This is a genomic window from Chitinophagaceae bacterium (assembly GCA_016699815.1).
Classification (GTDB): domain Bacteria; phylum Bacteroidota; class Bacteroidia; order Chitinophagales; family Chitinophagaceae; genus Ferruginibacter.
The window spans coordinates 340,542-355,164 of sequence record CP065012.1 but is presented as its reverse complement, the minus strand read 5'-3'; the positions used below and the strand labels follow the sequence as shown (position 1 = coordinate 355,164).

9 protein-coding genes are annotated in these 14,623 nt (G+C 38.7%); 5 read left to right on the top strand and 4 right to left on the bottom strand.

The window, feature by feature from the left end; all coding sequences use genetic code 11:
* Positions 1-14 precede the first annotated feature (14 nt).
* From IPO46_01560 to IPO46_01550, 3 genes are all read left to right on the top strand, one after another.
* A complete protein-coding gene (locus IPO46_01560; protein QQS63325.1) occupies positions 15-1,988 on the top strand; it encodes a sulfatase-like hydrolase/transferase in 1,974 nt (657 codons plus the stop codon).
* 80 nt (positions 1,989-2,068) lie between these two features.
* Positions 2,069-3,457 carry a phosphoglucosamine mutase gene (gene glmM / locus IPO46_01555; GenBank protein ID QQS63324.1) on the top strand — a complete coding sequence of 463 codons (1,389 nt, stop codon included), beginning with the start codon at positions 2,069-2,071 and terminating at the stop codon, positions 3,455-3,457.
* Positions 3,458-3,490: 33 nt separating this feature from the next.
* Positions 3,491-4,618, top strand: coding sequence for a cysteine desulfurase (locus tag IPO46_01550; GenBank protein QQS63323.1), 1,128 nt, complete (start codon positions 3,491-3,493; stop codon positions 4,616-4,618).
* A gap of 45 nt (positions 4,619-4,663) precedes the next feature.
* On the opposite strand, the gene IPO46_01545 is transcribed toward IPO46_01550, so the two are convergent.
* The 4 genes from IPO46_01545 to IPO46_01530 all read right to left on the bottom strand — a co-directional run bounded on the left by IPO46_01545 (position 4,664) and on the right by IPO46_01530 (position 12,854).
* On the bottom strand, positions 4,664-5,686 hold the full coding sequence (locus tag IPO46_01545; GenBank protein QQS64288.1) for a tryptophan 2,3-dioxygenase: 1,023 nt from the start codon (positions 5,684-5,686) through the stop codon (positions 4,664-4,666).
* 78 nt (positions 5,687-5,764) lie between these two features.
* Positions 5,765-7,801 carry a gliding motility-associated C-terminal domain-containing protein gene (locus IPO46_01540; GenBank protein QQS63322.1) on the bottom strand — a complete coding sequence of 679 codons (2,037 nt, stop codon included), beginning with the start codon at positions 7,799-7,801 and terminating at the stop codon, positions 5,765-5,767.
* A 90-nt stretch (positions 7,802-7,891) separates the two neighbouring features.
* Positions 7,892-10,489 (bottom strand): DNA mismatch repair protein MutS, encoded by a 2,598-nt coding sequence (gene mutS, locus IPO46_01535; GenBank protein ID QQS63321.1) that lies wholly within the window; start codon positions 10,487-10,489, stop codon positions 7,892-7,894.
* A 172-nt stretch (positions 10,490-10,661) separates the two neighbouring features.
* The gene (locus IPO46_01530; protein QQS63320.1) at positions 10,662-12,854 is read right to left on the bottom strand and encodes a T9SS type A sorting domain-containing protein; all 2,193 of its coding nucleotides are present in this window, start codon (positions 12,852-12,854) and stop codon (positions 10,662-10,664) included.
* Between the two features lie 369 nt (positions 12,855-13,223).
* On the opposite strand from IPO46_01530, the gene IPO46_01525 reads away from it, so the two are divergent.
* Positions 13,224-13,481, top strand: a complete 258-nt coding sequence (locus IPO46_01525; protein ID QQS63319.1) for a type B 50S ribosomal protein L31 — start codon at positions 13,224-13,226, stop codon at positions 13,479-13,481.
* Between the two features lie 123 nt (positions 13,482-13,604).
* Positions 13,605-14,621, top strand: coding sequence for a glucose-1-phosphate thymidylyltransferase (locus IPO46_01520; GenBank protein QQS63318.1), 1,017 nt, complete (start codon positions 13,605-13,607; stop codon positions 14,619-14,621).
* The last annotated feature ends 2 nt before the right edge of the window (positions 14,622-14,623 follow it).

Genomic DNA, 14,623 nt, shown 5'->3' with positions numbered 1-14,623 from the left:
TTCTTTTTTTGTGTATGCTAAAAAAATGGCTGGTTCCCAAAACAATACAATGGCTGGTAAAATTATTTATAATCTACCTGGTCATTTTTACTACTTTTAGGGTAGCTACTGTAATTTTCTTTAAACCAGCGAGCATTAAAATTACAGAATTATTTCCATCATTTTGGTTGGGTTTAAAATACGATTTAAGGTGGATTGCTATTATTTTATTGCCAATTTCCCTGTTATCGCTTTCTGCAAGGTTTACCCCTTTTTATAGCGAAAGAAATAAAAGGATATGGACTTTATACCTAAGTATTATTACCTTACTGGTATTGTTTTTTTATGGTGCAGATTTTGGGCAGTTTGCTTATGTAAATGCAAGGTTAAATGCCGATGCATTGATATTTGCAGAAGACCCTAAGGAAAGTATCAAAATGGTTTGGCAGAGCTACCCGGTTGTTTGGATTTTTTTGGCTATTGGTGGCGCTGTGCTTATGATGGCGTGGATGTTTCGACGCCTGCATGTAAGCGTGGAAGAACGCAATACCCATATCCATAAATTTTCTTTTAAAAGGCGCTGGCATTTTGCTGCTTTGTTGTTACAAGCATGGTTTATATATGGCTTGTTTTCTTTGCAGCCCATAAATATTTTCAGGGCATTTAAATTGAACGATGAATTTAAAAGCAACCTTGCATTAAACCCGTTGCAGAATTTTTTTGCCACTTTGGGGATGCGCAACCCCGACTTTAAAACAGACGCCGTAAAATATTTTCCGGTAATTAAAAATTTTCTTGGCCTTAATGAAGATGCACGCAACTATACCCGTGTTGTACAGCCCGGGAGCAGGGCCCTGGAAAGCCAGCCCAATATTGTGCTGGTAATTTGCGAAAGCTTTAGCATGTACAAAAGCAGCATGAGTGGTAACCCGCTTAACCCAACGCCTTTTTTTAATGAACTTTGTAAAGAAGGTATTTTCTTTAATCGTTGCTTTACGCCCACTTTTGGTACGGCAAGGGGCGTTTTTGCTACCATTACCGGCATCCCCGATGTACAGTTAAGCAAGTTTGCCACCAGAAATGAAGAATCGGTAAACCAGCGTACCATCATTAATAATTTTGACGGCTATAAAAAGTTTTATTTTATTGGCGGCAGAAGCCAGTTTAATAATTTCTCGGGACTTATACGCAATATTGACGATATAAAAATTTACGAAGAAGGCAGCTATAACGCACCCATTGTGAACGTGTGGGGAATAAGCGATAAAAACCTTTTTTTACAGGCCAATGAAGTAATGGCTAAACAACAAGCCCCTTTTTTCAGCATCATACAAACTGCAGATAACCATAGGCCTTATAAAATTCCCGTAGAAGATTCAGGATTTATACAAAAAAACATATCTGGCGATACCTTGAGTAAATATGGGTTTGAATCGTCAAAAGAATTTAATGCCTTTGCCTATACCGATTACTGTTTTCAAAAATTTATAGAAGCTGCACAAAAGGAAAAATATTTCAGTAATACCATTTTTGTATTTATTGGCGATCATGGTGTGGAAGGGGATGCCAGTTTTTTTTATCCAAAAGCCTGGACGGAGCAGCGCCTGAGCGAAGAGCATGTTCCTTTGCTTTTTTATTCCCCGCATTTGATCAATCCGCAGTTAAGAAATGAAACCGTTTCACAAATTGATGTGTTGCCCACTATTGCCGGGATGTTGCAACAACCCTATGTAAATTCAACTTTGGGCAGGAATTTATTAAGCGGTAACAAAAAAGAAAATGCGGCTTTTACCATTTATCATGCATCCGGGTGGATTGGTATTGTAAACGACCATTTTTATTACCGCAAAAACATCCATATGCAAAAAGAGGAATTGGTTCCGTCAACAGCCGATTCGCTCACTTTAACCATAGCCCAAAAAGATTCTGTAAAAAGGCATTTATCCGAACTTTCCACTGCTATTTATGAAACGGCAAGGTGGATGCTGTTTCACAATAAAAGCAAATAAGTGCTTTCTTGAACTTAGGTTTTGTTCAAAAATAGCTTCGTCATTTTCTTTATATATTTGCATTTCAAAATAGAATATTCATGTCGCTTATTAAAAGCATTTCGGGAATAAGGGGAACTATAGGTGGCCGGCCCGGAGAAAACCTTACCCCAATTGATATTGTAAAATTTTCTGCAGCTTACGGAACCTGGATAAAAGAAGGGAACAAATCAAAAAATAAAAATGTTATTGTAATTGGCAGAGATGGTAGGATGAGTGGGAAAATGGTTAAGGAAATAGTAATATCTACCTTAAGTGCTTTGGGTATAGATGTAATTGATACCGATTTTAGTACAACACCCACAGTAGAAATGGCCATAGGTTTTTTAAAGGCAGACGGGGGCATTATTATTACCGCAAGCCACAACTCAAAAGAATGGAATGCCTTAAAATTATTAAATGAAAAAGGAGAATTTATCAGCGCAAAAGATGGAAGCAAGATTTTAGAGCTGGCTGAAAAAGAAGATTTTAGTTTTGCTGAAGTAGGGTCATTAGGCACCATAACCCGTGATGAAACTACATTGGATAAACATATTGAAGCTGTAGTGAATTATACTTTAGTAGATGTAAAAGCAATTAAAGCTGCAGGTTTTACTATTGTGGCAGATGTAGTTAACAGTACCGGGGCAATGGCATTGCCCAAATTGTTTAAAGCGCTTGGGGTAAAAAAATATAGTTTTTTATTTGATGAGATCAACGGAAAATTTGCCCACAACCCAGAGCCATTGCCCGAAAACCTTACGGCATTAAGCAGGGAAGTGCTGGCACAAAATGCACATTTGGGGATTGCCGTAGATCCTGATGTGGACAGGCTTTGCTTTGTATGCGAAGACGGAAGTATGTTTGGGGAAGAATATACTTTAGTTGCAGTAAGTGATTATGTACTTAGCCATCGAAAAGGGAATACCGTAAGCAATATGAGCAGTACCAAGGCTCTTAGAGAAATTACGGTAAAGCATGGAGGCGCTTACAACCCAAGCGCCGTAGGCGAAGTAAATGTGGTTCAAAAAATGAAAGATACTCATGCTGTAATTGGCGGCGAAGGAAATGGAGGGATTATTGTACCCGATTTACATTACGGCCGGGATGCATTAATAGGCATTGCATTGTTTTTAACACACTTGGCAAAAAGTAAAAAAAGCATCAAACAGTTACGCAATACCTATCCTGATTATTTTATCAGCAAAAATAAAATTACCCTCGAAAAAAATATTGATGTAAATGAAGTGTTTGGCAAAATAAAAGAAAAATATAAATCGCATCCCAGTAATACTGAAGATGGCCTAAAGATCGAGTTTGAGAATGACTGGGTGCATTTGCGAACCAGCAATACCGAACCCATTATCAGGATATATTCTGAAAGCAATTTGGAAACCACAGCAAATAATATTGCCAAAAAACTGGTTAAAGATATCCAGGAATTAATTTAAACAGTTATTTTTTATAAGGAAGTTTTATTTATAATGGAAAGAATTTATTTTGACAATGCCGCAACTACACAGCTCGACAGCAGTGTGCTGGAAGCCATGATGCCTTTTTTAACGGGTAAGTTTGGAAACCCTTCTTCAATTTATTCTTATGGAAGGGAATCAAAAATTGGTATTGAAGCAGCCCGTAAATCGGTGGCAAAAATTTTAAATGCACATCCTGCAGAAATATTTTTTACCAGCGGCGGTACAGAAAGTAACAATACCGCAATCCACACATCCATTAGGGATTTAGGGTGCAGGCATATCATCACTTCGCAAATAGAGCACCACGCCGTTACACATACAGTAGAGCATTTGGATGCATTGGATTTGGTAAAGCTGAGCTATGTTAAACTAATGCCCAATGGGCATATTGATTTGGAAGATCTGGAAAAATTACTGGCAGCAGCTGAGGAAAAAACGCTGGTATCGTTAATGCACGCCAATAACGAAATTGGCAATATTATGGAGATACACGCAGTAGGGAGAATTTGCAAATTGTACAATGCCATTTTTCATAGCGATACAGTGCAAACGGTTGGTCATTTTCCCATGGATTTGAGAAATACAGCGGTGCATTTTATTACCGGCGCCGCACATAAATTTCATGGCCCAAAAGGTGTGGGCCTTTTATACATCAACGAAAATATACGCATTAAACCCTTTATACATGGCGGCAGCCAGGAGCGCAATATGCGTGCCGGTACCGAAAACCTTTATGGCATCATTGGATTTGCTAAAGCCCTGGAAAACGCTACGCAAAATTTTGATGAAGAAAGCGCATATATTGGCACGTTAAAATACTATATGTACGACGAACTGAAAAAGCATATTCCCGGAATTGGGTTTAATGGCGATGTGCTCGGTAATAGCTTATATACGGTACTAAGTGTAAGCCTTCCCAAAACCGAAAAATCGGAGATGATTTTATTTAATCTGGATATAAATAATATTTGTGTCAGCGGCGGAAGCGCCTGTACATCGGGTGCAGAACAGGGCAGCCATGTAATAAGGGCAATTAATAATAACCCAAACAGGGTTACCGTAAGGTTTAGCTTTAGCAAATACAATAAAAAAGAAGAAGTGGATTTAGTGGTGCAAAAAATTAAAGAATTAATTTAAAGATGCAACATTTAAAAAATTTCAGGCACTTAATCTTTGCAATAATCAGAATCCATAACCCATATCTTTTGTTAGCGATTCGTTAAGTGCCGGTAGTTTTCTTCTTTCAATTAAAAAGCTGCCAATTTGCGAAATTTCTTTAAAAATATAATGTTTGTTCATGGCGCCCTGCAGGTAGTCTGCTCCTGTACTACCGCCTGTACCTATTCTTGTGCCTATCATGCGGCGTACCATATTAATGTGCCGGTAACGCCAATTACCCAGTTGATGATCAACTTCAAGCAATGTATTCAGTAGTTGAAAAGGCAACTCCAGCATAGGATAGCCACGGTAAAGCATAATAAAAAGTGCAGAGCGGCACGCTTTGGAGCTTAATGATCTTTCTGCATTGTTGTCGTTGGTAAATAAATAGTGTTTAAAAAAAGCCGCATTGTTTTTTTCCGCTTCAGATAAGCTGCCGGTAAATATCTTTTCATATTCTGTCCAGTAATTATGTTCTTCCGGCCAGTATTTTTTATCTTCTGCAAAAGGCATACGTTCCAGCCAGCTGTTCAGCAACTGCACAACTGATTTGCCTTTTTCGGCATTTTTAATAATGTCTATTTCTTTTTGGTTGAGTTGGGATAGATAATATTGCTGCCCGAACCTATTATCGAACTTGAGGCCCAGCCTGGCTTCCAGCACTTTAAATTGCCAGCTTTGAAAACCAGATGCCGGCCTTAGCATATCCCTGAAATCAAGGAAATCCATCGGCGTCATGGTATCCAGGATGTCAATTTTTTGAACCAGCATACGTAAAATCGTTACCACCCTGTTGAGCCTGTGCACTACTGCCTGCATGTCGCCTGAGTTATCATTAACCCTTGGTTTATCCATTATTTCTATTATGGAATTTACTTCAAACAAAACCTGCTTAAACCAAAGTTCATAGGATTGGTGGATGATGATAAAAAGCATTTCATCATGAGCCATTGTTTTTCCGTCTTTACCGCTTTCGGGATCCTGCGCATTGAGTATTTTATCTAGTTGAAGGTATTCGCCGTAATAAACAGGTTTGTGATCCATAATTTGCCTTTTTTTTTGTTGGGCAAATTTAAGTGAAATGTAATTAGAGGGAACCCCGAAAAATAAAAGTTATAAAATTTATTACCGTATTAAGACAACGGTACCTTTTTGTTCTACTTTTTTACCAGTATCGGCATGTGTATAATAGAGCATCCACACATACGTACCTGCATCTGCATCGGCGCCTTTTATTCGTCCATTCCATCGTTGCTGCCAGTTGGTAGTATAAAATACCAATTGGCCAAAGCGGTTGTACACATAAAATTTAAGGTTGTTTGCTTTGTATGCATTTAATGGATAAAAATAATCGTTTAAACCATCGCCGTTGGGAGTAAATGCAGCGGGTACGGCAATAAAGCAATTATTTACCACTTTTACATACTTAATGGCTGTGTCTTTACATCCATAAGAATTGGTTGCAATTAAACGAATGGGTTTTTCAATTACCGTATTGCGAAAATCATTGGTAAATAATATCGGTGGCGGATTGGGTAATGCACTGTTGGTTGTGTTATCAAAAGTCCATTGCCAGTTGGTAATGGCGCTGTTGCTTTGTGTGTTATTTTTAAGCGAAACCAATTCATTTGGGCAAACTAAAGCTGTGGCTTCAAAATCGGCTTTAATGAAATTAGCAAATGCTAAATTAAGCTGGGTCGTATCGGAGCAGGTGCCATTAGATACAATGAGTTGTATATTTCTATTATTAAATTCAAAATAATCTTTCACAGGATTTTGCTGGTTAGAGGTACTTAAGTTATCAAAAATCCATTGCCAGGAGTTTATATTATGGTTGCCGTTATGAAAATAATGAACGGTATTTTTAGCGCAGCCATAGTTAATGTTATAGCTAAAAGCAGCATTTACGGTATCGGCAGCTACAAAATTTGCGCTTTCATTTAATAAAGTTGCAACGCCGCATTCATTAAAAATAGTATTACCATCGCTACCGTTTTGAATGGTTACGGTATATATGCCGCCTGTTTGTATAGGTGCAGATAATTCAAGCAGTATGGTATTGCTCAATCCGTTTATGCAATTACTGCCCATTGCAGAGCTAATGTTTACGGCAGTGGGGCCAGTTACTATAAAATCGGAACCATTGGCCGCAATGCTGCTGCATTGTATGCCTTTTTCAAAAATCAATTGAATAGAAGTAGGGGAGCAGCCGGGTTTTGTAATACTGTCCAATGCAGTAGGTACAAGTGGGAAAACTTCAAATATAACACTGTCACCGGCAGGTATTTCGTGTCCACAAATATCAAGCAGGCTGTTGCCATCTGTACCTTGTTTAATAAAAATTTTATGGATGCCTGGCGGTAAAGGGCCATTTAATGTTACTAAAAATTCGTCAAAATCAAATCCCGGGCTGCATTGTACTGTACTTGCAGCAATTACATTTACGCCGGCAACATTAATGGAAAAATCCGATCCGTTTGAGGCCAGTGAATTACAGCGCAATTTTTTATTGGATTTAATGGTTATTTTACTTCCATCGCAGGGAGCTGTTGCGGTAAGTAACCTGGGTAGTTTAGGATCGGTAATATTTGCCGTACCGCCACCAAAAGAAAGTGAATAACCGCTTTGCGTATTGGTAAAATGGCTGATAAGTAAAATATATTCATGCCCCTGTATTAAATTGGGCATTTGTGCAAATGTAGGCAAATTGTCTGCTGGTATGCTTGCACATTGTATGCCATTCACACCTGTTGATGAGGCGCCTGTTGGACCATAAGTACCGGCCCAATTACCTGCTACAATAATATTATGATTGGAAAAAACGGCATTGGGCGTTAAGCCGGTAATATCATATAATTGCCAGTCGTAATCATCATTGGCATCATTGGGTGTAATTAAAAAACCTAATGTTCCGCTGGCATAGCAGGTAAACTTATACCAATATGGGTTTTTGTTTTCATAATCGGCTCCATCACCACTGCAACCAGGTACAAAAAGGTTATTGGTACTGCAAAACGGAACTGTGGTTTGCTGAAAAACTGTAGTGCCACATACAGGAAATGCTGTAGCCGGGGTTTGGCCAATGGTAGTGCATGGCTGGCCAATAGAAAATTGGTAACAGGTAAACAGTAAAATAAAATTTACAAGTAGTTTTTTTAGCATAACAATTTAAACTGCAAAAATCCTGCCTTTAGTATTTAAAGACTATTGTTTTCCGGAATTTGTTGCACAAAATAATAACTGTTTATGGCCTTACTGAATTTTGTTTTTTATTTCCTGCAGTTTTAACAATGCTTCAACAGGTGTAAGGCGGTTGATATCGGTATTTTCCAATAGTAGCCTTATTTCCTCAAACGTTTGGGAGTGGGCATCAAAAATACTCAGTTGCATTTTAGGTAAGGAAATGTCTTTTATCCTATCCTTAATACTTTCATTTGATGCATTTTTTTCTTCTAATTCTGCAAGTACTTTATTGGCCCTTTCAATTAATGCTGGTGGCATTCCAGCCATACGGGCCACATGTATGCCAAAACTATGAAGGCTGCCACCCGGCGCAAGCTTTCGGAGAAAAATAATTTTATTGCCGGCTTCTTTATTGGTGATATGAAAATTACGTATGCGTTCAAAGCGGTTCTCCAGTTCATTGAGCTCATGATAATGGGTGGCAAAAAGAGTTTTGGGTTTTTGCGGGCATTGATGTATAAATTCTGCAATGCTCCATGCAATGGAAATACCATCGTAAGTAGAAGTTCCCCGGCCTATTTCATCCAGCAGCACAAGGCTTCTGGCAGTAAGGTTATTGATGATGCTTGCGGTTTCGTTCATCTCCACCATAAAGGTACTTTCGCCTCCGCTCAGGTTATCAGATGCGCCAACCCTGGTAAAAATCTTATCGGTTAAAGGTATTTTGGCAGATGTTACCGGTACAAAACTCCCAATATGTGCCAATAAAGTAATGAGCGCTGTTTGCCGTAATATGGCGCTTTTGCCACTCATATTTGGCCCGGTTAAAATAATAATTTGTTGGGTGGTTGCATTGAGCAAAATATCATTGCTGATATAGCTTTCGCCCACTGGCAGGTTGCGTTCAATTACCGGGTGACGGCTATCCTTAAGTTCCAGGTCATCGCCATTATGCAGCAGGGGTTTTTTGTAGTTGTAATGAATGGCATTTGCGGCAAAGCTGCATAAAATATCCAGCACCGCCATTGCATGGCCATTTGCTTGCATAGGAGCAATATAATCCTGCAGTTCGTTTAATAAATCCTGGAAAAGCTGTTGTTCAATTTCCAGTATTTTGTCTTCTGCGCCCAGTATTTTTTCTTCATATTCTTTTAATTCCGGGGTTATGTATCTTTCGGCATTGGTTAAGGTTTGTTTGCGTATCCATGTTTCGGGCACTTTATCTTTATGTACATGGGTTACTTCTAAATAATAACCAAATACATTATTGTAACTAATTTTTAAAGAAGAAATACCGGTTGTTGCCGCTTCTTTTTGCTGCAACTGTAATAAATAATTTTTTCCACCCGAGGCAATTTCCCTTAAATGATCTAATTCTTCAAGAATGCCCTTATTGATGAGGCCGCCTTTGTTAATAGCTGCCGGGGGGTTTTCATTTATTTCTTTAAGTATTTTATCTAAAATAAAATTGCAGCTATTAAAAGCATCACCCAGCCGGTTTAGGTAGGCATCGCTGCTTTGTGTGCATATCTTTTTAATTTTTTCAGTTTGCTGCAATCCTTTGGCAATTTGCAATACTTCCCTCGGGTTAATTTTTTTTAAGGGTATTTTGCCTGCAAGGCGCTCCACATCTCCGGCCTGGCGGATATGCTGTAAAAGCTGGTTCCTGGTTTCTGTTTCTTTAATGAGCAATTCAACGGTATACAGCCTTTCATTTATTTTCTGTATATCATTAAGCGGCATCATCATCCAGCGCTTTAAAAGCCTGGCGCCCATTGGCGAAACCGTATTATTAATAATTTTATAAAGGGTTTGCTGTTCAGGGTTGTGGCTTATGAGTTCCAGGTTGCGTATGGTAAACCTGTCCATCCATAAATGATCCTCTTTATTGATGTGTTGTATTGTAGAAAGGTGTTGTAAGTTTGGATGCTCGGTATCTTTTAAATAATGCAATATGGCGCCGGAAGCAATTATGGCATCTTTCATTTCTTCAATTCCAAAACCTTTGAGGCTATGGGTGCCAAAATGTTTCAATAAGTTTTCGGTAGCATAGGTTTCAGAAAAAATCCATTCATCCAATGCATAGGTGAAGTAATTGCCGCTAAATTGTTCTTTAAAGTTTTTTTGCCTGTTGCGCTGATAAACAATTTCTACCGGTTGCAGGTTTTGCAGTAATTTATCGGCATAATCGGCATCGCCTTCAGCAACAAAAAATTCGCCTGTGCTGATATCAAAAAAAGCAAGCCCGGTTTTTTCTGTACCCAGGTGAATTGCAGCCAAAAAATTATTGCTGCTGTGTTCCAATAATTTATCATTGGTGGCTACGCCTGGTGTTACTAGTTCTGTTACCCCACGCTTTACTATTCCTTTGGCCATTTTAGGGTCTTCGAGTTGGTCGCAAATTGCCACACGGTAGCCTGCTTTTACCAGTTTGTGCAGGTAGGTATCCAAAGCGTGGTGCGGAAAACCAGCAAGTTCCGAAGAAGCGGCACTGCCATTATTTCTTTTTGTGAGGGTTATGCCCAGCACTTTTGAGGAGATGATGGCGTCGGGGCCAAAGGTTTCATAAAAATCGCCAACCCGAAAAAGTAAGATGGCATCAGGGTATTTTGCCTTGATGGCATTGTGTTGCTGCATTAATGGAGTTGCGCCCGATGCTTTGGCCATAGGCGGCAAAAATAATGAATTGCAGGTTGAAAAATGGAGTAGGCGGTTATCCTTTTTAAGTAGGAGATGAGTGAAATATTTTATTTTAATTTCAACCAGGTGCCAGTAAGTAAATTTTAAATAAAAAAAACCGGCTATTACGCCGGCTTTAAGTGAAGTATGTATGAAAAAACTATTTCTTTTTTACAATTTTGGTACTGTATTTGTTTCCTGCGGTATTTATTTCTAAAATATAGGTTCCGATGGCCAGTTGCTGAAGGTCTCTTAAAACTACAATATTATCGCCATTTTCCAATTTTATTTTTCTTCTTAATTGTTCTTTGCCGTTTATTGCAATAATGCGAAAGTCTGCCATTGTTGCTTCTGCTCCAGTTATCATTATTTTAATATCATCCATAAATGGATTGGGATAAATCGTATATGCGCTTATTGCCATTGTTCCGTTGAGCCTTAATGCAATTACCTGAGAATGGGAATTTTTGCCATCTGTATCTACAATTCTCAACCGGTAATAAACTACATTTCCGTTTCTTTGTGCAGCACCAATATTTATATCGGCAAAATTGTAGGTTTGTTTAACGGTGCTGTTTCCTTTGCCTTTAATTTCTCCAACTTTTTCAAATGAAAGGGCATCCCAGCTCCGTTCAATTTCGTAATGGTCGCTGTTAATTTCAAAATCGGTTACCCATAATAAATCTGCATTTACACCCGATAATTTTACAGAAAAGCGGGTGAGTTTTACGGGTGTTGGACCACCAGATGGGCCAATTACAGCCGTACCATCATCGGTAAAAATATCATTTACAATTGTATGGGAATAAGCCGTAGCCGTATTACTTACACTGGCAGGTATGGCCATGCCTTTTACTTTAAATTTTACAGTATAACCTTCACCCGATTCCAATTGGCCGCCGCTGTTATTGGTTGCATTATTTCCTATAAAAAATTTTACAAAATGTTTTCCGTTGTTAATCCCTTTGTAGGACATATCTGTTGCATCGTTGGCATCGGTTTGAGGGCCAAGTACCACACCGGGAGCGGTAATTACTTCCAACGAACCAGGCACATAGCTGGTATTGCCGGGTAAAGAATCCACTACAAACACATTATAGGCCATGCCAGCACCCTGATTGGTTCCGCTAAGTGTATAGGTAAGTACTTCATTGGGCTCAATGGTATTGCTGGCGCTGGCATCGGCCACCGTTTTATCTAAATTTACCAGCGGATCTTTCATGCGTATAGTAAAACCAAAAAAACTGGGAAAGTATTGGTCGGCCTCTGTACCAAATTCTACAGTAACCGAAGTAGCATTGGGCAATATACCATATCCTGTACCTACGTTTACTTCATCAATGTCAATTCCCATTTGGTTGTTATAGCTGGGGTTTTTTGTTGTTACATAAACCCCGTTTTTACTGATGCTCCCATTCCAGTAATTCACAGGCTGGTTTACTGCATTGCTTATTATATTGCCATTTACTTTTACAAAATCGCCGGATGGATTTGTTGCCGTTGCTCCAAGGTTGCCATCTCCTTCCCAGGCCATTGCAGATACTACGGCATCTTCTGATAATAAAGTATTATTGGGAACATTTAAATTGTTCATGGTTACACTAATGGATGCAGGACCGCTGGTGCTGGTATAAACCTGGTAATATCCATCGTAAAGCCTAATGCTGTTTAAAGGCTTTGCAGGGTTTTCATAAACTATCACAATACACCAGCCGGCATATTTTCCACCGCCACTCACCGCTCCAGGAGTAGCCGGTATATTTCCAATGCTGTAAGTTCCCACACCTGCTGCCTGAACGTAGCTGGTAATATCGGCATAACATTGATAGATTGTTTCTGTTGCCGTTACGGCAAACTGATCTACGCTGCTTACCGGTGAAAGTATATTGGAATATACGCTATTGCCTTTGCGAATTTTAATTTTGCGTAAAGTATCAGGCACAGCCGCAATAGCAGTGTTATTGATACGGCCGCCCCAATAAAGGCGTGCAAATTTTATGGTGTTTGTTCCGGCTGGTAATGAAAGGTCGGCTGATGAAGAAGAATAGGTTTCGGCCAAACCGTCAATATCAATAAACTGCATATTGCTGTTGTCGTTACCATATTGTGTAAACCCAACTCCGCCCAGGCCATTTGCAGCATTGCCTATTTCGTTCATTTGGGTAAGGTTTACCGTGCTATTGGTATTTAAAATGTGCATGCCGGTATTACCAATAACCGTGGTGCCGCCTTTAAGGTTATCTGAATAAATTTGCTGGTAGGCCCTTATGGTTGCCTGGCCTTGTAGTGCCATAGATTGAATAGCATACAGTAGCGACAAAATGAGCGCTTTTGTGGTAAATTTTGTAAGCATTTTATAACTGGTTTAATTATTAAAATGGCTCACAGGTAAAATGGAGTTTCTTGTAGTTTTATTTAGGATAAACGATAAGCACAAAACTATTTCTGGGTAAAAGGAGCAATTGGGCGTATATCAATAGGAATCTGGTTTAGAGAGATAAGCGATACAAAGATTTAAAATGTTTTTAAGTTATCAAAGGTTTTTATGATTATTTTTTAAAATATCTTACAATACTTTCATAATCAATACTTCCTGTAAAAATTAAATAGGGCCAAATGAGGAATTATAATAAACAAAAGGCTGTAATATTAGATAATTAACCTTAACTTTGCATCTTTAAAAATTTAGCATACGGCAAAATCCGTATTAAAACAGCATACAATGAAAAAAGGAATTCATCCCACAGCTTACAGGCCGGTAGTATTTAAAGATATGAGCAATGGCTATACATTTTTAAGCCGCTCCACTGCAGCATCAAAAGAAACGATTACTTTCGAAGGAGATGGCCAGGAATACCCTTTAATAAAACTGGAAATTTCCAATACATCTCACCCTTTTTATACCGGCAAAAACGTGTTGGTGGATACCGCAGGCCGTATTGATAAATTCAAAAAACGCTACGAAAAGAAAGCAAAATAATTTGGTAGGGCAGTACCCTAACTTAAGGTTGTTTTTCATGGCTATACTTTAAAAAGTCCCTCGGTTTTGCCGTGGGATTTTTTTTTGTACATAATTCGTACGCTCTTTGTGTATTTTTACAACATGAATATTTTTTTGGATGATACCTTATGCCGGAAAAAACTTTATCCTTTTACTTACACCAGGCATGTATCGGATATACGTGTAGGCATATTTACCATTAAAGAAAAATGGGCATTGCTTACACAGGCTGCAATTTTCACCAATGCAGCAATGGCCCCAAAAGATGCCATTCAAGTTGATGCCAATCTGTTGCCCACAGCAAAAAATTTTTTATCCATACTCCATGGTATTGCAAGTGATGTAAAATGCCTTAATAATCCCTGGGATATTTACCAGTTGAATGATTGGGCAATAAGGGAAGATATGCATTTGATAAACCCCCCAAACCCGGGAGCAGATATGCTTGCAGCAAATCAATTCATCAACCCGCAGCAGGTATTTATTGAGGATAGTGCACAAGTAAATTTTTGTTTGATTAATGCATCTGCAGGTCCGGTTTATATAGGTAAAAATGCAGCGGTAATGGAAGGCTGTATGCTAAGGGGCCCAATTGCCATTTGCGATAATGCTTTAGTGAAAATGGGCGCTAAAATTTATGGCGGCACCACTATTGGCCCCAATTGTGTTGCAGGCGGCGAAATTAAAAATGCTGTTTTTTTTGCCCATAGTAATAAAGCACACGATGGTTACCTGGGCGATAGTGTAATTGGGGAATGTTGTAATTTGGGGGCAGGTACAAGCAACAGTAATGTAAAAAATAATGCATCTGCTGTAAAATATTTCTCAGGTAAAAATGATGCCGGTATAGTGGCAGGTACCAAAGCGGGCCTTTTAATGGGTGATTACAGCCGATGTGCCATTAATACATCTTTTAATACAGGCACAATTGTTGGCGTTTGCTGCAATATTTTTGGTAATGAAATGCCGGCAAAATATTCCGGTAATTTTTTATGGGGCAAAGAACGCTATATCTTTGAAAAAGCAATAGCAGATATTGATAATTGGAAAAAATTAAAAGGAGGGCAAATTACCGAAAATGAAATTTCTTTGCTCAAACAATTATACCATCAACAATAAAA